Here is a 19,950-nt window from a genome sequence, read left to right on the forward strand (position 1 = left end):
CAGTGTCCCGGGCCGCTCGGGAGCGGGGCCGACGGCGCGGGACACTGCACGTCGGTTTCAGCCTTCCCCCGGGAAGCGGGTTGTACGACACTCGCTGGACATTCCACCGGATTTCGCTGCATACGCCGCCGTGGCCGCCGTCTTCCGGCCGCCGCCGCGCCCCGGCCGAACGGGTGCGGCGGCGGCCGGCGCAGGGCCCGCGGCGAAGCCCGAGCCGCGTGCGCGGCGGGCTCAGGGCCGCGCCAGCAGCACCGCGAAGTCCCCCTCGGGATCGGTCCACCAGGCGTCGAGCGAGAACCCGGCGGCCGCGAGCTCGCCGGCGACCCCCTCGCGGCGGAACTTCGCGGAGATCTCGGTGCGCATCTCCTCGCCGGCGGCGAACTCCGCGGTGAGGTCGAGCGCCGCGACCGGCACCCGCTGAGCGGCGCGGGAACGCAGCCGCATCTCGACCCACTCGGCCTCGGCGTCCCAGACGGCGACGTGGTCGAAGGCCCGGGGGTCGAACTCCGCGCCGAGCTCGCGGTCGAGCACAGCCAGCACGTTGCGGTTGAACTCGGCGGTGACCCCGCGCGCGTCGTCGTAGGCGGCGACCAGGCGCCGGGGGTCCTTGACCAGGTCCACGCCCAGCAGGAGGCTGTCGCCCTCGGTGCAGCCGCTGTGCAGGTCGCTCAGGAAGGAGACCCGTTCGGCGGGCGGCTGGTTGCCCAGCGTCGAGCCGAGCACGGCCACCAGCCGCCGCCCCCCGCCGGGCAGCAGGTGCAGGTGGCGCTCGAAGTCGGCGACGACCGCGTGCACCTCCAGCCCGGGGTAGGCGTCGCCGATGGCCGCGGCCGCCTCGCTCAGGAAGCCGCCGCTGACGTCGACGGGCACGAACCGGCGCAGCGTCCCCGCGCCGCCGAGGGCGTCCAGCAGCAGCCGGGTCTTCTCCCCCGACCCCGCGCCCAGCTCCACGAGCGTGTCGGCCCCGGCGGCGGCCGCGATCTCCGGGGCGCGCTCGCGCAGGATCCGCCGCTCGGCGCGCGTCGGGTAGTACTCCTCCAGGCGGGTGATCTCTTCGAACAGCTCGCTCCCGCGCTCGTCGTAGAACCACTTGGGCGGCAGCGACTTGGGGCGGGACGCCAGTCCCTCCACCACGTCGCTGCGCAGCGCCTTGGCCAGGTCGTCGTCGGTCAGGTGGCGGTCGATGCGCAGCATGGGCACTCCGTCCTCAGGTGGCCGCGGAGAGCGGGCCGATGTGCAGGCCGTCCCGGTCGGCGGTGACCAGGCAGCCGTCGGGTACCGCCTGCCAGGCGGGGTCGTCGTCGAGCGGTTCGGACGCCAGCCACACACCGTGCGGCCCGCTGCGGGCGTAGAGCGTGTCGCCGTCGGCGGTGGCGGCCAGGCGGGAGCCGTCGGAGGCGAGCAGGTTGTAGCGGCCGGGCGAGCAGGCGCGGGCTTCGGCGGCGACCCGGGCCAGGGCCTCGCCCAGGCCGGCGCCCGAGCGCCACAGCCGCAGCGCGGCGGCGAACAGCGGCGCGGAGTCGACCGGCGTGCGGGCGTCGAGGGCGCCCGGCGGCGCGGGCGTCCCCAGGCGCGCGGCCAGTGTCTCGTCGTCCTTGGCCGCGCCGTTGTGCGAGAACAGCCAGGCGTCCGCGCGGAACGGCTGGGCGCAGGACTCGTCGGTGCCGAAGCCGGGGGTGGCGTCGCGCACCGCCGCGACCGCGCAGGTCGCGGTGATCGCGCGGGCGGCGTCGGCGAAGGAGGAGTCGGCCCAGATCGGCATGGCGCGGCGGTAGCGCAGCGGTTCGGACCGCCGCCCGTCGTACCAGCCCGCGCCGAAGCCGTCGGCGTTGACGGTGCCGTGGCGCTGCTCGCGCGGCGCGTAGGACTGGGTGTGCAGCGAGTAGGGGGCGGCGTAGAGCAGGTCGTGCAGGGTGCGGGGCGCACCGAGGTAGGCCACGTGGCGGCACATCAGCGCACCGCCTCCCGCACCGCGCCCGCCGCGGCCCGGCTCACCGCCGGCCCCCGGCCCCGTCGGCGCCTTCGGCGTCGCGTGCGCAGCGGAACCCGCTGAAGATCTGCCGGCGTATGGGGTGGTCCCAGTTGCGGAAGGTGGCCCGCACCGCTGTGGAGTGGGTGGCCCAGGAGCCGCCGCGCAGCACCTTGTAGTCGCCGCCGAAGAACACCTCGGAGTACTCCCGGTAGGGGAACGCCGCGAACCCCGGGTAGCCGTGGAAGTCCGAGGAGGTCCACTCCCAGACGTCGCCGAGCATCTGCAGCGCGCCGCTGGGGGCTGCGCCAGCCGGGTAGGTCCCGGCGGCCGCGGGCCGCAGCAGGCGCTGGCCCAGGTTGGCGTGCGCTTCGCCGGGCTCGGCGGAGCCCCAGGGGAAGCGCAGGCTCTGCTTGGTCGCGGGGTCGTAGCGGGCCGCCTTCTCCCACTCGGCCTCGGTGGGCAGCCGCTTTCCGGCCCAGCGGGCGTAGGCCTCGGCCTCGTGGAAGGACACGTGCTGGACGGGTTCGTCCATGGGCAGCGGCTCGACCCGGCCCAGGCGCCGCCGCAGCACGCCGCCGGCGCCGTCGTCGGCCCAGAAGGCGGGACCGCGCTTGCCCGATGCGGTGCGCCAGTCCCAGCCGCGCGGGCTCCACCAGCGGGGGTCGTCGTAACCGCCGTCGGCGACGAACTCCAGGTACCGGGCGTTGGTGACGGCCCGGGTGTCGATCCAGAACGCGGGCACCTCGACGGTGTGGGCGGGGCGCTCGTTGTCGTAGGCCCACGGGTCGGCGGTGGTGCCCATGGTGAAGGGGCCCGCCTCGACCAGCACCTCGTCGGGGCCGGCGAACGCGCCCGGCGGCGGCGGTGCGGGCGGGTCGGCCAGCACCGGGTCGCCGCGGCGCAGCTGGTGGGTGGCGAGCATCGTCTCGTCGTGCTGGTGCTCGTGCTGGATGACCATGTGGTAGACGAACCCGCCGTCGAGCAGCGGGGTCCCGGCGTCGAAGGCGGCCCTGTCCAGGGAGTCCAGCACCCGGTCGCGGACGCGGGCGTTGTAGTCCTCGGCCTCGCGCGGCGAGAGCAGCGGCAGGCCGACGCGTTCGGCGCGCGGGTTCTCGAAGGCGTCGTAGAGGACGTCGATGTCGGGGCGCAGCGCCTCGCCGCCCGCGGCGGTGCGCAGCAGCCACTGCTCCTCGTAGTTGCCGACGTGGGCGAGGTCCCACACCAGCGGGGACATCAGGGGCGAGTGCTGGGCGAGGAGCTCGGTCTCGTCGAGGGACTCCAGGGTCAGGCCGACGCTGCGCGCCCGGCCGGTGTCGAGTTCGGCGGCGATGCGCGCGCGCAGGTTCTCGGCGGCGGCGCGCTCGCCCGTGGCGTGTTCGGTCATGGCGTGTCTCTCTCCTCGCTCGCGCGTGCGGACGCGCCCGGGTGCGCGGGGCGCGGTGCGGGATGCGGCGCAGGGCCGGATGGGGCGGCGGGCTAGGCCGCCACGTCCAGGCGTTGCAGGTCGGCGGGGCAGCGCCCGCGCTCGACGAAGTGCTCGCGGTAGTCGTCGACGACGCCGGCCAGCTCGGCGGAGTCCATGCGGCCCAGCGCCCCGGCGGCGGCGCCGAAGCAGGTGCGCGCGCATTCGGCCAGGGCGGGGTCGGTCAGTGCGGCGCGTGCGGCGCGGGCCCACAGCGGGCGGTCCGGGTCGGCGCCGCGGCAGAGCCGGTCGACGGCTTCGGCGGCGGTCTGCGCCGCGGCCGGGTCGTCCAGCAGGGCCGCCGCGACCGCGATGGGTACCGGCCACCAGCGCTCGGGCAGCGCGTCGATCATCCGCAGCTCCAGCCATCCCCGCGGCCGCACCGGCGGGAACAGGGTGCTGAGGTGGTAGACGAGGTCGTCGCGGGTGGGCGGGCGCGGCCTGCCTTCGGCGATCCACTCGCCGAAGGCGATCCCGGGGTCGACCACCCAGGGCAGCGCGTCGTCGCGAATGGTCATCAGCCGGGCGCGCAGCGCGTAGCCGGTCCAGGCGGTGACGGGGTCGCCGCAGGCGACCGGCCGGGTGCGGGTGGGATCGATGGCGTCCCAGATGGCCCAGCGCGTGGAGCGCCAACCGGTGCTGCGCCCCCGGTGGATGGGCGAGTTGGCGAAGGCGGCGACGAAGAGCGGGCCCAGCCGGTTGGCCAGGCGCCAGCGGTTGGCGGCGTCGGCGGTGTCGGCGCCGATGTCCAGGCATACCTGGAGCGAGGCGGTGCTGCACATCATCAGCGGTCCGGTGGAGCAACCGGCGGAGTGGAAGTAGTCCGCCATCGCGGCGTAGCGCGGGAGCGTGAGCTGGCGGACCGGTGGGCGCCGCGGGTCGAGGCCGTTCCCGTCGAGGACCAGGCCGGCGGCGTGCAGGCGGTCGCGGATGAGGTCGAGGTCTCGCGCCAGGGCGGCGTGGGCGGCCCCGGGGCCGGAAAGGGGCGGCGAGCTGAGCTCGAGCTGCCCTCCGGGTTCGAAGGTGACGGTGCTGTTTCCGGGAAGCGGTCCGATCTCGGCGACGAGGGCCGAGAGGCGGCCGAGTGGGACGGGCTCGCGGGGGCGCAGCGGGTCGCGCACCAGCCATTCCGTCTCGGCGCCCACGCGGCCGGGAGGTCCGGTCTTGAAGCAGATGCCGTTGATGTAGTCCTGCACGTCGTTCTCGGTGAGGTAAGCCACGACTCATCCTCCGTGTAGCGGACGTAGCACTATCTCTGCCCCGGGTGCACCCGTTTGCAACATCGCCGGCCCGAGGCGCGGCCGAAGTCCGCGCAAACCGCAGTCGACGCCGGCGCGAACGGCCGGTGAGCCGGGGCGGGCGGGTGCGGGCCGCAGGTCAGCCCAGGGGGGCCTGGTAGCTCTCGGAGGCCAGCGCCAGTCCCGAGCGCCACAGGAACGCCTGCTTGGGCGAGTCGTGGCCGCCGGCCTCGACGACCATGCGCACCGCGCCCAGCGCGCTCAGCCGGGGGCGGGCCTGCTCCAGCAGCGCCGAGCCCGAGCCCCACCAGTCGGCGGGGTCGGCGACCCAGAAGTCGTCGATGTAGGCGAGGTGCCCGCCGGGAGCGTAGACGTCGGGGGCCGGGCCCAGCACCGCCAGCAGGCACCCGCTGACCGCGGGCCCGCGCCCGGCCACCAGGGCGAGCCCGCTGCTGTGGTCGGCGACGATCCTGCTCACACGGGCGCGGTGGCGTTCGCGCGCGTCGGGTGCGGGGTCCCAGAAGCCGGGGGCGTGGTCGCGGTAGTCGGTGCGCCGCCGGTGCGCGAGCTCGACGATCGCCTCGATGTGCGAGGGGCCGGCCGCCGCCACCTCCGGCCGCTGGTCGGGTCTCATCCGCCGTCCTCCCGTCCACCGCCGCCCGTGACCGGTGCGCCGCGCCGTCGGCCCCGCTCCCGAGCGGCCCGGGACACTGCACGTCGGTTTCAGCCTTCCCCCGGGAAGCGGGTTGTACGACACTCGCTGGACATTCCACCGGATTTCGCTGCATACGCCGCCGTGGCCGCCGTCTTCCGGCCGCCGCCGCCCGCCGCACCCCGGCGCGCGGCGGCGCGGAGTGGTACGACGGTGCATGAGGCCCGAGCGGGTCCGGCACGGTCCGGCCCGGCCGCTGAAGGGGGAACCCATGACCGAAGCCGACGTCCGCCCCGCCTACCCGCCGGAGCTGCGCACGCTGCTGGACGGCCGCTGGCGCCGCGTCCGCGAGCTCGCGCGCGAGCACCTGCGCGGGGAGCGGTTCCGCCCCGTCGCGGGCCTGGGTGCGGAGGAGCACCGCGAGCGCGTGTTCGAGCAGCTCAAGGAGATCGCCGCCACCGACATGTCCGCCTACGGGTTCGCCACCGAGTACGGCGGCGAGGACGACGTGGGCGCCTCGGTGGTCGCCTTCGAGTCGCTGGTGTGCGACCTGTCGCTGATGGTCAAGGTGGGCGTGCAGTGGGGCCTGTTCGGCGGCGCGATCCAGGCGCTGGGCACCGACCGCCACCACGCCGCCTACCTGCCGCGGGTGATCTCGCTGGAGCTGCCCGGGTGCTTCGCGATGACCGAGACCGGCCACGGCTCCGACGTGCAGCGGCTGCGCACCCGGGCGGCGTACGACCCGGCGACCGAGGAGTTCGTCGTCACCACCCCCGACGACGCCGCCCGCAAGGACTACATCGGCAACGCCGCCCGCGACGGGCGCATGGCGGTCGTCTTCGCCCAGCTGGCCACCCCGGGCGGCGAGCACGGCGTGCACGCGCTGCTGGTGCCGATCCGCGACGCCGACGGCAGCCCGATGCCGGGCGTGCGCATCGCCGACTGCGGACCCAAGGCCGGCCTCAACGGGGTGGACAACGGCCGGCTGTGGTTCGACTCGGTGCGGGTGCCCCGCGAGGCGCTGCTCAACCGCTACGGCGACGTCGCGCCCGACGGCACCTACTCCAGCCCCATCGACAGCGACAACCGCCGGTTCTTCACCATGCTCGGCACCCTGGTGCGCGGCCGCATCAGCGTCGCCGGCGGCGCGGGCGGCGCCACCAAGGCGGCGCTGGCCATCGCCGTCAAGTACGCCGGAGTCCGCCGCCAGTTCGACCGGCCCGGCACCGGCGAGGAGGTCGTGCTGCTGGACTACCGCGCCCACCAGCGCCGGCTGCTGCCGGCCCTGGCCCGGACCTACGCGCTGCACTTCGCCCAGGAGGAGCTGGTCACGGCGCTGCACGAGCGCCACAGCGGCGAAGGCGAGCGCACCCGCGACGAGCGCGGCCAGCGCGAGCTGGAGGCGCGCGCCGCCGGGATCAAGGCGCTGGCCACCTGGCACGCCACCCGCACGATCCAGACCTGCCGGGAGGCCTGCGGCGGCGCCGGCTACCTGCAGGAGAACCGGCTTCCCCAGCTCAAGGCCGACACCGACGTCTTCACCACCTTCGAGGGCGACAACACCGTCCTGCTGCAGCTGGTGGCCAAGGGCCTGCTGACCGACTACCGCCAGGAGTTCGGAGACCTGGACCCACTGGGCATGGCGCGCTTCGCCGCCGGGCAGTTCCTCGGCGCGGTGATCGAGCGCACCGCCGCGCGCTCGCTGATCGAACGGCTGGTCAGCGCAGCGCCGGGCCGCGGCGACACCTCCGACCTCTACGACCGCGGCTGGCAGCTCGGCCTGTTCGAGGACCGGGAGAAGCACGTCCTCGACGGGCTCGCGCGGCGGCTGCGCCGGGCGGGCTCCTCAGGCGCCGACGCCTTCGAGGTGTTCAACGAGGCCCAGGACCACGTGCTGGCGGCTGCGCGGGCGCACATGGAGCGCGTCGTGCTGGAGGCGTTCGTCGCCGCGATCGACCGCTGCGGCGACGCCGAGGCGCGGGACCTCCTCGACCGGGTGTGCGATCTGTTCGTGCTGTCGGCGGTGGAGGAGGACCGCGCCTGGTTCCTGGAGCACGAGCGGTTGACCGCGACCCGCGCCAAGTCGGTGACCCAGGAGGTGAACCGGTTGTGCGCGCGGCTGCGCCCGCACGCCGAGGCGCTGGTCGACGCGTTCGGCATGCCCGACGAGTGGCTGGCGGCGCCCATCGCGCTGGGTGCCGAGGAGCGCCGCCGGCAGGGGCGGGGCGCGGCCCCGGGCCGCTGAACCGCGGCGCCCGCGCCGCTCCCGCGGAGCCGGCCGCGCAGCCGGGACGCCGGTGCGCCGCGTTCGGAAGGCGGCACAGCGCCAGTAGGTTGGCGGCAATGAACACGCCATCGAGCAGCGACGACCGGCCCAGCGGGCCGGAACCCACTGACCGCGAGGCCGAGCCGGCTTCCGAGGCCGGCGAGGACGCCCGGGAGCACGGCGGGGCCGCCGCGGCGGCTCCGCCCGAGGAGGGCGACCGGTTCGACCCCTTCATCGCCGACGACACCGACGAGGCCGAGGACGAGGAGCTCGCCGGGCCCGACGACTATGCAGCGACCGCGCGGCCGGCTCCCGGGGGCGGCCTTCTGGGAGCCGAGACGTTCTCCCTCGCGGCGGTGCTCGCCGTCGGGGGCGCGCTGGTGGGGCCCCGGCTGGTGCAGATGCTGTCCAGCGTGACCGCCCAGGACCAGGTCTCGGCCGTCTCCGGAACCATCCTCGGAGACGCCGTGGTGGCGCTGATCGGCGTGGCGCTCGGCCTCGTCGGCGCGGGGCTGGCCAACGAGGGCAGCCGCCCGTGGGTGCGCTGGGCCGCGGGCGCGGCCGTGCTCATCGGGCTGCTGTTCGCCGTCGGCTCGGTGGTGGCCTATCTGCTGGTCCCGGCACCGGCGCCCGTGGGCCCCCCGATGTAGCCGGATGCCCCCGGCCGCCGGCCCCTCCCTCCGGCGCAGAACGCCGCACACGCCGCGGTCCTGTCCGCACAGCGACGGGGCCGCGGCCGCCTGGGGACGACCGGTTCCGGGGACGTGTGCCCCCGTGGCCACACACCGCGGGGCGGTGTGTGGCCACCTCACCACCGGCGTCGGCACCGCCGTAGCGCTCCCGCGCGCTACCGGGCACCGGGAAGGGACTTCCCGCCATCCGGGGCAGACGGATTCCGGCAGCCGGGGTGTTCCGGCCGCCGACCGTATGCGGCGCCCGGCGGCCCGCTGGGCAAAGCGCACGCTTGGGGCCTACGAGAGCCGTCGGGCAGCCCTCACTCGGCGGGCTTGACCACCGGGCGGTGCACCACCTCGTCGATGACCGTGAGGGTCTGGGTGGCGGTGACGCCCGGCAGGGCCTGCAGCCGGGTGAGGATCAGGTCGCGCAGCTGGTTGGTGTCGGCCACCCGCACCAGCAGCACGATGTCGGCCGAGCCCACGACGTACCAGCAGTACTCGATCTCGGGGTAGGAGGAGAGCACCTCGCGGTTGGCCCGCCAGTCGGGCTGGCTGCCCGAGATGAGCACCAGGGCGGTGACGCCCAGCCCCATCCGGGCGTGGTCGGCCACCACGGAGTAGCCCCGGATGACGCCGTCGTCGGTGAGCCGCTTGATGCGGTTGTAGGCGGTCGCGCGGGACACGTTGGCCATGGCCGCGATCTCGGTGATGCCGGTCCGCGCGTCGTCGGCGAGCGCCCCGATGATGATCTCATCGGTGGCGTCGGGCAGCCGCGCGTCGCGCCGCCGGCTCCGATCGGCCTCCTCGCCCGCCGGTGCGGGCCGGAGGGGCTTTCGGCGTTCGGATTCCGCGGTCTGCCGCGCGCGCCCGTGGTCCTGCTGCTGGCCGTCGGCCATTCCCTGACTCCTGGGGGTTCGCCTTGAGCGACGGCCGGGCGGGCGACCATCGGCATTTGGTCATTCCGGTCAATTATCGAGAGCGCGGGCGGCCTTTGGCCACCCGCGCCGCGGAATCGGCACCCCATGGGCAGAGGCGGCCGATCTAACATGTTGCCAGGACGCGCGGCGTACGCGTGCGGTGACCGCAAGGAGGCGCCATGCCCATCTCCCCCGACGTCCGCGAACGTGCGCGGGGCTTCCTGCCGGCCCGAGTCGAGATCCGCTACATCTTCCCCGCCTCGTGGAACGAGTCCAGCTTCTTCGTGTTCGCCGTGACCGACGCGGCCGTCACCGTGCTCGTGAACCGGCTGCTGAGCCGCACCCGCCCCAAGAGCATCTGGGGCGTCTTCCCGCGTAACGTGCGCATCGGCCCGGTCGAGACCCACCTGATCCCCACCTTCCACTTCGGCGGCCACACCTTCGAGGTCGACGACGAGTACGTCTCGGTGATCAACGCCTGCGACGCCGAGCTCCAGGGCGCGGCGTCGCTGCCGCCCGACCCGCTCCCGGACCTCTGAGGGCCCCGGCCCGCACCGCGGAGGCCCGCCGGCACCCGCGCACCGTGTATCGGCAGCGACCTCCCATGACCACGTGAATTAGACGATTGCGGATCAGATTGCCAATCTCGTCCTCTGCTGTATGCACTTTTCGCCCATCTCTAGCGCAGGTGTCGATATCCGGCGCACAATCGAGATCGTCACCGCCGGGCGGCCCGACCGCCTACCGCACGCAGCAGAGGGAGGCTCCGCAATGCCGACCGGTGAGCAGCCGGAACCACAGGAGGAACCGGACCCCCCGCTGTCCGCCGAGCTGTCGCGCCGCCTGTACCGCACGATGCTCACCGCGCGGCTGCTGGACGCCGAGGCCGTGGCGCTGCAGCGCCAGGGCGTGTTCCCCGCCTACGTCTCCCTGCGCGGCCAGGAGGCCGCCCAGGTCGGCAGCGCCGCCGCCATGGACCGCGAGCGCGACTTCGCGTTCCCCACCTACCGCGAGATGGCCGTCGCGCTGACGCTGGGCGTGGATATGGTCGGCTACATGGCCAGCCACCGGGCCCTGTGGCACGGCGGGCTCTACGACCCCATCGCGTCGCGGTTCGCACCGGTCAACGCCGTGGTCGGCGGGCCGGTGCCGCACGCGGTGGGCTGGGCCCTTGGCGAGAAGCTCGCCGGGCGCACCGGCTGCGCCGTGTCCTATTTCGGCGACGGCGCCAGCTCCGAGGGCGACGTGCACGAGGCGATGAACCTGGCCGGTGTGCTCAGCGCGCCGGTGGTGTTCGTCTGCCAGAACAACGGCTGGGCGCTGTCGGTGCCCAACGAGGGCCAGGTGGCGGGCGGGTCGGTGGCCGCGCGCGCCGCCGGATACGGGATGCCCGGCACCGCCGTCGACGGCGATGACGCCGCGGCCGTCTACACCGCCGTCGGCGAGGCGCTGGCGCGCGCCCGCTCGGGGGGCGGGCCGAGCCTGGTCGAGGCGCTGACCTACCGCGCCGCGCCGCACTCCACCTCCGACGACACCTCGCGCTACCGCGACCCCGCCGAGGAGCGCGCCTGGGCCGAGCGGGACCCGCTGCCGCGGGCGCGCGCCGCGCTGGAGGCGGCCGGGCACGCCGACGCCGCGTTCTTCGAGCGCGCCGAGGCCGAGTGCCGCGCCGAGGCCGAGCGAATCCGCGACGGTGTCAGCGCCGCGCCCGAGCCGCCCGGTTCGGACCTGTTCACCCATGTCTTCCGCGAACCCACCGAGGAACTCGCCCGCCAGCGGCGGGTCTGGCAGGAGGAGGTCGGATGAGCCCGACTGCGACCGGCACGGCCGGCGGCGCCGCAGAGGCGCCCGCACCGCCGGCCACCATGCGCGAGGCGCTGAACCGCGCGCTGGACGAGGCCCTGGCCGAGGACCCGGCAACCCTGGTCTTCGGCGAGGACGTGGGCCGGCTGGGCGGCGTCTTCCGGGTCACCGACGGCCTGCAGCGGCGCCACGGCGAGCACCGCGTCTTCGACACTCCGCTGTCGGAGGCGGCCATCGCCGGGATGGCGGTGGGCCTGGCGATGAACGGCTGGCGCCCGGTTCCCGAGCTGCAGTTCGACGGGTTCGCGTATCCGGCCCTGGACCAGATCGTCAACCAGATCGCCCGGATGAACTACCGCTCGCGCGGCGCGGCCCCGATGCCCGTCACGGTGCGGGTGCCCAGCTTCGGCGGCATCCAGGCGCCCGAGCACCACGGCGAGAGTCTGGAGGCCGTCTTCGCCCACGTGCCGGGACTGAAGGTCGCCGCCCCCTCCGACGCCGCCGACGCCTACCGCCTGCTGCTGCAGTCGGTGCGCTCCGACGACCCGGTGGTCTTCATGGAGCCCAAGGCGCGCTACTGGGACCGCGTCGACTCCCCCGACGGCGCCGCGCCGGCCGGCGACCTGCCCGTGGGAGCGAGCCGCGTGGTGCGCCGCGGCCGCCACGCCACCCTGGTGGCCTGGGGCGCGATGGTCCACCGCTGCCTTCAGGCGGCCGAGTTCGCGGCCGAGGACGGCGTGCAGCTGGAGGTGCTGGACCTGCGCTGGCTCAAGCCGCTCGACTCCGCCGGCCTGGCCGAGTCGGTGCGGCGCACCCGGCGCGCCGTCGTCGTGCACGAGGCGCCGCTGACCGCCGGGCTCGGCGGCGAGGTCAGCGCGCTGATAACGGAGGGGGCGTTCTCGCGGCTCGCCGCTCCGGTGCAGCGGGTGGCGGGGTTCGACGTGCCCTACCCCGCGGGCCCGCTGGAGCCGCAGTACCTGCCCACCGTCGACCGCATCCTGTCCGCTGTGCAGCGGACGCTCGGCGCCTAGGAGGCCCACCGCAGATGACGCAGCCGAACGAGACGACGTTCCACCTGCCCGACCTGGGCGAGGGCCTGGTCGAGGCGACGGTGCTGGAGTGGCTGGTGCGCCCGGGCGAGCGGGTCGAGCGCAACGGGCCGCTGGTGGAGGTCGAGACCGACAAGTCCGCGGCCGAGATCCCGTCGCCGCACACCGGCGTGGTCGCCCGGTTGCACGCCGAGGAGGGGGACGCGGTCGCGGTGGGCGCGCCCCTGGTCACCTTCGAGGTCGCGGCGCAGGAAGCGGCGGGGATCGTGGGCACCGTCCCCGGTGGGGAGGCGCCGCGCCGCCGCGTCCGGCTCCGCCTGCCCGAAGAGGACCGGGATGGGCAGGACGAGCAGGACGAGGCCGACGACCGGGGCGAGCGCGACCGGTGAGCCCGCTGCTGCCGACCGAGAGAAGGGCCCCCGGCGCCGGGCGTGCGCGACGCGCCGGGGCGCCGCCCCGGATGCGAGGGGACCGCCGATGACCCGCTACACGCTCCCGGCCCCGGTGCCGCTGAGCCACACCGCGCCCGACCCCGCGGCCGCGGGGGTGCCGGTGCTGCTCGTCCACGGGTTCGGCTCGGACTACGAGCTGAACTGGGAGCGCACCGGCTGGACCCGGGCGCTCGCGGACCTGCCGGTCTTCGGCTGCGACCTGCGGGGACACGGCGCCAGCGGCAAGCCGCACGACTCCCGGGAGTACACGCCCGCGGCCTTCGTCGGCGACCTCGCCGCGGTGCTCGACGCGCTGGCGATCGAGCGCGCCGACGTGGTGGGCTACTCGCTGGGCGCGCGTCTGGCCTGGGAGCTGGCACTGGCCCACCCGCACCGTGTGCGCCGCGCGGTGCTGGCCGGGTTCGGTCCCCGCGACGCGTTCGCCGGCACCGACCTGGAAAATCTGGAGGGCGACGACTCGCCGTTCGGGCGGGTCTTCCGCTCCGCCGCCGCGCTCCCCGGAGGCGACCCCGCGGCGCTGGCGGCGTGCGCGCGGGGGCAGGCGGCCCACCCCTTCCGCGCCGAGCCCGCACCGGAGGGGACGCCGATGCTGCTGATGGCCGGCGAGCGCGACGAGCTGGCCGACGGCGTGGAGGACCTCGCCCGCGGGGTGGGCGGCGCGGTGCTGCGGGCCCCGGGGCGCGACCACCGCACGGCCGTCGCCGCCCGGTCGCTGAAGCGGGCCGCGGCCGAGTTCCTCACCGCGGAGGCGGACGCGCTGTCCCAGAGCTGACGCGGCGCCGCGCACACCGACGCGCCGTCACCCTCCGCTACCGAACGGCGCCTTCGGACGTGGGCGAGAATTGCCGTTGCGCACCGGCCGCCGGGCCTGGCGAGACGGGTGGGGACCAACGGCGGAACTGCGAATCGGTAACGTCCGTTTCGCTCCGCTCTCGCCTTCATAACAACCGTTCTCTGGTGATTGGTCGCTTTTCACGGAACGTATATCGTCCGGCAGCAGTACCCGGCGAGCCCACCCACAAGCGTGGGCCGCTTCAGGGCTGAAGGGGAGTGAAGAGTGAACATGCGAGCCGCCAAGCTCGCCGCCGCCACCGCGGCCGGCGTGCTGACCCTGGCCTTGACGGCCTGTGACAACCCGAACAGCGGGGGCTCCGAGGGCGACGGCGGAGGAGGAGGCGGCGACGAGATCCGCGTCGGCCTCGCCTACGACGTCGGCGGCCGGGGCGACAAGTCGTTCAACGACTCCGCCTACCGCGGGCTCCAGCGCGTCGAGGAGGAGCTGGGTATCAGCTCCGAGAACGTCCAGGACTTCGAGCCCAGCGAGGGCGAGTCGGACGTGGACAAGGAAGAGCGCCTCAAGAACATGGCCGACCAGGGCTTCGACGTGGTCATCGGGGTGGGCTTCGCCTACACCCAGCCGATGATCAACGTGGCCAGCGAGGAGGCCTACTCCGACGTCCACTTCGCCATCGTGGACTCCGAGATCACCGACCAGGAGAACGTCACCAGCCTCGTCTTCACCGAGGAGGAGGCGTCGTACCTGGCCGGCGCGGCGGCCGCGCTGAAGTCCGAGGAGGACCACATCGGCTTCGTCGGCGGCGTCGAGACCCCGCTGATCCACAAGTTCGAGGCCGGCTACGTGGCCGGGGCGAAGAAGATCAACCCCGACATCGAGATCGAGACGGCCTACCTCACCCAGCCGCCGGACATGAGCGGCTTCTCCGACCCCGCGACGGGGCGCAGCACCGCGCAGGGCCAGCTCGACAAGGGCGCCGATGTGATCTACCACGCCGCGGGCGCCTCGGGCAACGGTGTCCTGGAGGCCGTGGCCGACGCGGAGAAGCTGTTCATCGGCGTCGACAGCGACCAGTACAAGAGCGCGCCCGAGGACCAGAAGCAGTACGTGCTCACCTCGGCGATGAAGCGCGTGGACACCGCGGTCTTCGACTTCGTGAAGTCGGTGCAGGACGGCGAGGTGCAGACGGGCATCCAGCGCTTCGACCTGGCCAGCGGCGGTGTGGGCTACTCGAAGTCCAACGAGGAGGCGATCTCCGACATCGAGGACCGCCTGGACGAGCTGAAGCAGCAGATCATCGACGGCGAGATCGAGGTTCCGACCAAGCCCTAGCCGTCGGGCCACGCGGCCGGACCCGCGCCAGCGGGCCCGGCCGCGACATGATCGCCCCGGCACCGGGGCCGGGGAACGCGCCCCGGCCCCGGTGCCGCGGTCAGTCAGTACTCCCCCAGCTCCGCCGCCGGCGGCCGGCGCCGTTCCGGCGCCCGCTTCTGGCGGCCCAAGTCATCGCAAGAGGAGTCGGATGAGCAGCGAGCCGTCCGGCGGCGGGGAGGGGCCTCCCGCCGTCGAGCTGCGTGGGATAACCAAGAGGTTCCCGGGCGTCGTGGCCAACCACGACATCGACATCGCCGTCGAGGCCGGCACCGTCCACGCCATCGTGGGCGAGAACGGCGCCGGCAAGTCCACCCTGATGAAGACCCTCTACGGCATGCACCGGCCGGACGAGGGGACCATCTCCGTCAAGGGCCGGACCGTCCGACTCACCTCCCCCTCCGACGCCATCAAGCACGGGATCGGCATGGTGCACCAGCACTTCATGCTCGCCGACAACCTCACCGTGCTGGAGAACGTCGTGCTGGGCGCCGAGCGCCGCAACGGCATCGGCCGAACCGCGCGGGCGCGCATCGCCTCGCTGTCGGAGCAGTACGGGCTGGGCATCGAGCCCGACCGGCTGATGGAGGAGCTGGGGGTGGGCCGGCGCCAGCGGGTGGAGATCCTCAAGGTGCTCTACCGCGGCGCCGACATCGTCATCCTCGACGAGCCCACCGCGGTGCTGGTGCCCCAGGAGGTCGACGAGCTGTTCGACAACCTGCGCGAGCTCAAGCGCGAGGGCCTCACGGTCATCTTCATCTCCCACAAGCTCGACGAGGTGCTCTCGGTCGCCGACACCATCACCGTCATCCGCCGCGGCACCACGGTGGCCACGGTCGACCCGGAGGGCACCAGCGCGCGCGAGCTGGCCACGCTGATGGTCGGCGGCGAGCTGCCGGTGCCCGAGCTGCGCGAGTCCACGGTGACCGAGCAGCCGATGCTGGAGGTCGGCGGGCTGCGGGTGTCCGAGCCCGGCGGCCGGCACGTCGTCGACGACGTCTCGCTGACCATCCACCGGGGCGAGATCGTGGGCATCGCCGGGGTCGAGGGCAACGGCCAGTCGGAGCTGATCGAGGCCGTCATGGGCATGCGCCAGGTCGACGAGGGCACCGTGCGGCTGGACGGCGGCGACATCACCGGCTGGGGGACGCTGCGGATCCGCGAGGCCGGGGTCGGCTACATCCCCGAGGACCGCCACCGCCACGGCGTGCTGCTGGAGTCGCCGCTGTGGGAGAACCGCATCCTGGGCCACCAGGGCGAGCCGCCCAACGCCAGCGGCATCTGGATCGACAAGGCCGGCGCGCGCGCCGACACCGAGCGCATCGTGTCCGACTACGACGTGCGCACGCCCGGCATCGACGTGATCGCCGAGGCCCTCAGCGGCGGCAACCAGCAGAAGCTCATCGTGGGCCGGGAGATGAGCGGCCGCCCCAAGGTGCTGGTGGCCGCACACCCCACCCGCGGCGTGGACGTGGGCGCCCAGGCGGCGATCTGGGAGCACCTGCGCCGGGCGCGCGGCGAAGGGCTCGCCGTGCTGCTGGTCTCGGCCGACCTGGACGAGCTGATCGGGATGTCGGACACGCTGCACGTCATCCTGCGCGGCCGGCTGGTCGCCCAGGCCGACCCCATGACGGTGACTCCCGAGGAGCTCGGCGCCGCCATGACCGGCGCCGGCCTGCAGAACGGCGCCGCCGGCGGCGGCGAAGGCGAGGGCGGCCAATGAGAATCCCCATCCCCACACCGGCGGCGGCCGTGGCGGCCGCCGTGGTCGGCGCCGCCGTCACCGCGGGCGCCGACATGGGGCTGCTCGCGCCCGCGGCGGCGGCGCTGGGCACCGCGGCGGCGTTCGGCGTGGTGCTGGTCTCCACCGCCCCCACCACCGACGACGCCGACACGCGCGTCCACCGGCTGCTGGTGACCCCCATCGCGCTGGTGCTGTCGGTGGTCGCCGCGCTGCTGGTGGGCGGGATCGTCGACTGGTGGCTGATCGAGCCGGTGGCCTACGTCCTGGGCGCGGCGGTCGGCGCGGCGGCGGCGTTCTGGCTCTACCGCCGGCTGGCCACCACCCTGGCGCTCTCCTTCGGCGCGGTCGTGGCGGCCGGTGTGCTCGCCCTGGCGGTGACCTCGCTGGTGCTGTGGCTCAGCGGCGTCGCGCCCTTCCACGCCTTCGGCCGGATGCTGGAGTTCGGGCTCCAGCCCGACAGCCTGGTCATCATGGTCAACTCCGGCACCACCTTCTACCTTTCGGCGGTGGCGGTGGCGATCGGCTTCAAGATGAAGCTGTTCAACATCGGCGTGGACGGCCAGTACCGGCTGGCGGCGCTGATGGCCGCGGCCGTGGGCGGGGCATGGGTGCTGCCGCCGGTCGTCCACCAGGTGGTCGTGATCTCCGTCGCGGTCGCCGTCGGCGGCGTCTGGGCGGGCATCGCGGGCTATCTGAAGGTGGCGCGCGGGGTCTCCGAGGTGATCTCCACGATCATGCTGAACTCGGTGGCCACCGGTATCACCGCCTACCTGCTCAACACCGACCGGCTCGCGGTCCAGATCAGCACGAACAACATCGGCACCCCCGAGATCGCCGAGTCGGGGTGGGTGCCGGGCATCCCCGCCGGGTTCATGGGCGCCGACCGCGAGATCTTCGGCCTGGTGGTGCTGGCGATCGCGGTGGGCGTGGGCTACTGGACGATGCTCAACCGCACCAGGTTCGGCTTCGACCTGCGCGCCACGGGCCAGTCGCCCACGGCGGCGCGGGCCAGCGGCATCGACATCAAGCGGATGGTGCTGCTGTCGATGGTCATCTCCGGGATGGTCGCGGGCCTGGTGGGCATGCCGCAGCTGCTCGGGCAGTCCCACTACTACGCGCTGGACTTTCCCACCGGCCTCGGGTTCACCGGCATCGCGATCGCGCTGCTGGGGCGCAACCACCCGGTCGGCATCGGTTTCGCCGCCCTGTTCTGGGCGTTTCTGGACCAGTCCAGCCAGATCCTGGACTTCGAAGGCATTCCCAAGGAGATCGCCGTGGTCACCCAGGCCACCATCGTGCTGACCGTGGTCGTGGTGTACGAGGTCGTACACCGCTGGGGTCTGCGCTACCAGCAGCAGCAGGTGGGCCGCGAACTGGCCCGCGGCGACCGTGAGGGGGCGGCGGCGTCATGAGCCAGGACCTGTCGGTCTCCGAGGCACCGGCCGCTCCGGCTCCCGCGCGGTCGGGTGCCCGTGCCCGGTGGCGGTTCGTCAGCATCGCCGTCGCGGCGTTCGTCGCGCTGGCGGGGGTGCGGGCCATCACCGGCCAACCGATGCTGACCAGCGCGGGCACCATCCAGGCGACGCTGGCGTTCGCCGTGCCGATCGGGCTGGCCGGGCTCGGCGGCGTGTGGGCCGAACGCGCCGGAATCATCAACATCGGCCTCGAAGGCATGATGGTACTGGGCACCTGGTTCGGCGCCTACTTCGCCTGGAGCTTCGACAACCCCTGGGTCGGGCTCGTCGCCGGCGTGCTGGGCGGCATGGCGGGCGGCCTCATCCACGCGGTGGCGACGGTGACCTTCGGCGTCGACCACATCGTCTCCGGCGTGGCGATCAACATCCTGGCGGTGGGCGCGATGCGCTACCTGTCGCTGCTGTTCTTCGTCGGCGCGCCGGGCGGCGGCGCCGCCCAGTCGCCGCAGCTTCCGGAGTTCCCGCAGGTGGGTCTGCCGTTTGTGGCCGACCTGCTGGCGCCGGCGCGCGACTCGGGGATCTTCCTGGTCTCCGACACCGCCTCGCTGGTCACCGGGCTGACGACCGGCATGTCGGTGGTGACGCTGCTGGCTATCCTGCTGGTGCCGCTGACGTTCGCGGTGCTGTGGCACACGCCGTTCGGGCTGCGGCTGCGCTCGTGCGGGGAGAACCCCGACGCGGCGGAGTCGCTGGGGGTGCCGGTCTACGCCTACAAGTTCACCGCGGTGGTGCTCTCCGGCGGGTTCGCCGGGATGGGCGGGGTCTTCCTGGCGATGGTGGCCTCCTCGGTCTACCAGGAGGGCCAGACCGGCGGGCGCGGCTACATCGGTCTGGCCGCGATGATCTTCGGCAACTGGCGGCCCGGCGGGCTGGCGATGGGCGCCGGACTGTTCGGGTTCACCGACGCGCTGCAGGTGCGCGGCGGCGGGGGCGCGGTGCACGCGCTGCTGCTGCTGATCGCGGGGGCGCTGCTTGTGGCGGCCGCGGTGGTACTGGCCGCGGCGCTGCGGCGCATGCGCTCGACGCCGTCCTTCGCCGGCATGGCGGCGCTGTGCGGCGTGTTCGCCGTCGGCACCGCGCTCGCCGCGGCCGGCGGTACCGCGGCTGCCACCGGCGGGCCCGCGTGGTGGTGGGCCGTCGCCGCACTGGGCGCGGCCGCGGGTGCGGTCGCAGCGGTGCGGGCGGTGCGCTCGTGGCCGGACGCGGGCGGGCGCCTTCCGGTGCCGGCCCTGGTCGCGGCTCCCGCGGGGGTGGTCGTGCTGGTGGTGTACTTCGCGACCGACTCGCTGCCGGGGCAGCTGGTGACCTACAGCCCGCACATCGCGACCCTGCTGGTGCTGGCGCTGGCCTCGCAGCGGCTGCGCCCGCCGGCGAGCGTGGGGCGCCAATGGCGCAAGGGAAGGGCGTGAGCCCGGTGGACGCGTCTCCGCCGCACGAGGGCACCGGCATCGACTGGTCCGGGCTGCGGGCCGAGGCCGCCCGGGCCCGCGACCGCGCGTACGCGCCCTACTCGGGGTTCCCCGTGGGCGCGGCCGCGCTGGTCGACGACGGCCGCACGGTGGCGGGCTGCAACGTGGAGAACGCCTCCTACGGGCTGGGGCTGTGCGCCGAGTGCGGCCTGGTCTCAGCGCTGTACGCCACGGGCGGCGGCAGGCTGCGCGCGTTCGCGTGCGTGGACCGCGCCGGGGACCCGCTGATGCCCTGCGGCCGGTGCCGCCAACTGCTCTACGAGCACGGCGGGGCCTCGCTCCTGGTCGACACCCCGGAGGGCGTCCTGCCGCTCGGCGACCTGCTGCCCCAGGCGTTCGGGCCCCAGGATCTGGGGCGCTGATGCGCGCCGGACAACCGGAGGCGGAGCGCTGACTCCGGGGCGCAGATATCGAGGCGCTGATACCGGGACTCCGGGACCGCAGCGCCGATTGCGGGGCGGTGGCGGGGCGGCCCCGTTACTGTGGGGGACCCCCCGATTCCATCATCGCCCGGGCGGGCCCGGCGCCGCCACCGGCGGCTTTGGGCTGTGGAAAAGCGTGGCGGAGCCACGCACCGGACCAGCTACTACAGGCCACGGGAGGCCCT

Annotated in this window: 18 protein-coding genes; 12 read left to right on the plus strand and 6 right to left on the minus strand. The window is 74.3% G+C overall.

Annotated features, from left to right (window positions below; translation table 11 throughout):
- Nucleotides 1–231: 231 nt before the first annotated feature.
- The 5 genes from egtD to ABD284_RS02960 form a co-directional block, all read right to left on the minus strand.
- Nucleotides 232–1,194, minus strand: coding sequence for an L-histidine N(alpha)-methyltransferase (gene egtD / locus ABD284_RS02940; RefSeq protein ID WP_344140662.1), 963 nt, complete (start codon nucleotides 1,192–1,194; stop codon nucleotides 232–234).
- Nucleotides 1,195–1,207: 13 nt separating this feature from the next.
- Nucleotides 1,208–1,951: an ergothioneine biosynthesis protein EgtC gene (gene egtC / locus ABD284_RS02945; RefSeq protein ID WP_344140665.1), complete on the minus strand. Its 744-nt coding sequence runs from the start codon at nucleotides 1,949–1,951 to the stop codon at nucleotides 1,208–1,210.
- Between the two features lie 40 nt (nucleotides 1,952–1,991).
- Nucleotides 1,992–3,356 (minus strand): ergothioneine biosynthesis protein EgtB, encoded by a 1,365-nt coding sequence (gene egtB, locus ABD284_RS02950; RefSeq protein WP_344140667.1) that lies wholly within the window; start codon nucleotides 3,354–3,356, stop codon nucleotides 1,992–1,994.
- 92 nt (nucleotides 3,357–3,448) lie between these two features.
- Entirely contained in the window at nucleotides 3,449–4,654 is a 1,206-nt protein-coding gene (egtA, locus tag ABD284_RS02955; RefSeq protein WP_344140669.1) for an ergothioneine biosynthesis glutamate--cysteine ligase EgtA, read from the minus strand.
- A gap of 157 nt (nucleotides 4,655–4,811) precedes the next feature.
- Entirely contained in the window at nucleotides 4,812–5,306 is a 495-nt protein-coding gene (locus ABD284_RS02960; RefSeq protein WP_344140672.1) for a hypothetical protein, read from the minus strand.
- A 289-nt stretch (nucleotides 5,307–5,595) separates the two neighbouring features.
- Between ABD284_RS02960 and ABD284_RS02965 the strand changes: the two genes are divergently transcribed.
- Entirely contained in the window at nucleotides 5,596–7,569 is a 1,974-nt protein-coding gene (locus tag ABD284_RS02965) for an acyl-CoA dehydrogenase family protein (protein ID WP_344140674.1), read from the plus strand.
- Between the two features lie 98 nt (nucleotides 7,570–7,667).
- The gene (locus ABD284_RS02970) at nucleotides 7,668–8,240 is read left to right on the plus strand and encodes a hypothetical protein (protein ID WP_344140676.1); all 573 of its coding nucleotides are present in this window, start codon (nucleotides 7,668–7,670) and stop codon (nucleotides 8,238–8,240) included.
- Nucleotides 8,241–8,584: 344 nt separating this feature from the next.
- On the opposite strand, the gene ABD284_RS02975 is transcribed toward ABD284_RS02970, so the two are convergent.
- The gene (locus tag ABD284_RS02975) at nucleotides 8,585–9,163 is read right to left on the minus strand and encodes an Lrp/AsnC family transcriptional regulator (RefSeq protein WP_344140678.1); all 579 of its coding nucleotides are present in this window, start codon (nucleotides 9,161–9,163) and stop codon (nucleotides 8,585–8,587) included.
- Nucleotides 9,164–9,363: 200 nt separating this feature from the next.
- Between ABD284_RS02975 and ABD284_RS02980 the strand changes: the two genes are divergently transcribed.
- From ABD284_RS02980 to ABD284_RS03025, 10 genes are all read left to right on the plus strand, one after another.
- Nucleotides 9,364–9,723: a hypothetical protein gene (locus tag ABD284_RS02980; protein WP_344140680.1), complete on the plus strand. Its 360-nt coding sequence runs from the start codon at nucleotides 9,364–9,366 to the stop codon at nucleotides 9,721–9,723.
- Nucleotides 9,724–9,955: 232 nt separating this feature from the next.
- The gene (locus ABD284_RS02985) at nucleotides 9,956–10,990 is read left to right on the plus strand and encodes a thiamine pyrophosphate-dependent dehydrogenase E1 component subunit alpha (RefSeq protein WP_344140682.1); all 1,035 of its coding nucleotides are present in this window, start codon (nucleotides 9,956–9,958) and stop codon (nucleotides 10,988–10,990) included.
- A gap of 59 nt (nucleotides 10,991–11,049) precedes the next feature.
- Nucleotides 11,050–12,018, plus strand: coding sequence for an alpha-ketoacid dehydrogenase subunit beta (locus ABD284_RS02990; RefSeq protein WP_386699328.1), 969 nt, complete (start codon nucleotides 11,050–11,052; stop codon nucleotides 12,016–12,018).
- A gap of 14 nt (nucleotides 12,019–12,032) precedes the next feature.
- Complete coding sequence (locus ABD284_RS02995) at nucleotides 12,033–12,425, plus strand: biotin/lipoyl-containing protein (protein WP_344140686.1); 393 nt, start codon at nucleotides 12,033–12,035, stop codon at nucleotides 12,423–12,425.
- Nucleotides 12,426–12,513: 88 nt separating this feature from the next.
- Nucleotides 12,514–13,260 (plus strand): alpha/beta fold hydrolase, encoded by a 747-nt coding sequence (locus ABD284_RS03000; RefSeq protein ID WP_344140689.1) that lies wholly within the window; start codon nucleotides 12,514–12,516, stop codon nucleotides 13,258–13,260.
- Between the two features lie 291 nt (nucleotides 13,261–13,551).
- A complete protein-coding gene (locus ABD284_RS03005; RefSeq protein WP_344140779.1) occupies nucleotides 13,552–14,616 on the plus strand; it encodes a BMP family lipoprotein in 1,065 nt (354 codons plus the stop codon).
- A 190-nt stretch (nucleotides 14,617–14,806) separates the two neighbouring features.
- Entirely contained in the window at nucleotides 14,807–16,378 is a 1,572-nt protein-coding gene (locus tag ABD284_RS03010; protein ID WP_344140691.1) for an ABC transporter ATP-binding protein, read from the plus strand.
- Complete coding sequence (locus tag ABD284_RS03015) at nucleotides 16,375–17,811, plus strand: ABC transporter permease (protein ID WP_344140693.1); 1,437 nt, start codon at nucleotides 16,375–16,377, stop codon at nucleotides 17,809–17,811. Before ABD284_RS03010 ends, ABD284_RS03015 begins: the two co-directional genes overlap by 4 nt.
- Nucleotides 17,808–19,283, plus strand: coding sequence for an ABC transporter permease (locus ABD284_RS03020; protein ID WP_344140695.1), 1,476 nt, complete (start codon nucleotides 17,808–17,810; stop codon nucleotides 19,281–19,283). Before ABD284_RS03015 ends, ABD284_RS03020 begins: the two co-directional genes overlap by 4 nt.
- Nucleotides 19,280–19,705, plus strand: coding sequence for a cytidine deaminase (locus ABD284_RS03025; protein ID WP_344140698.1), 426 nt, complete (start codon nucleotides 19,280–19,282; stop codon nucleotides 19,703–19,705). Before ABD284_RS03020 ends, ABD284_RS03025 begins: the two co-directional genes overlap by 4 nt.
- Nucleotides 19,706–19,950: the final 245 nt, after the last annotated feature.

This window comes from Streptomonospora arabica (assembly GCF_039531585.1).
GTDB lineage: Bacteria > Actinomycetota > Actinomycetes > Streptosporangiales > Streptosporangiaceae > Streptomonospora > Streptomonospora halophila.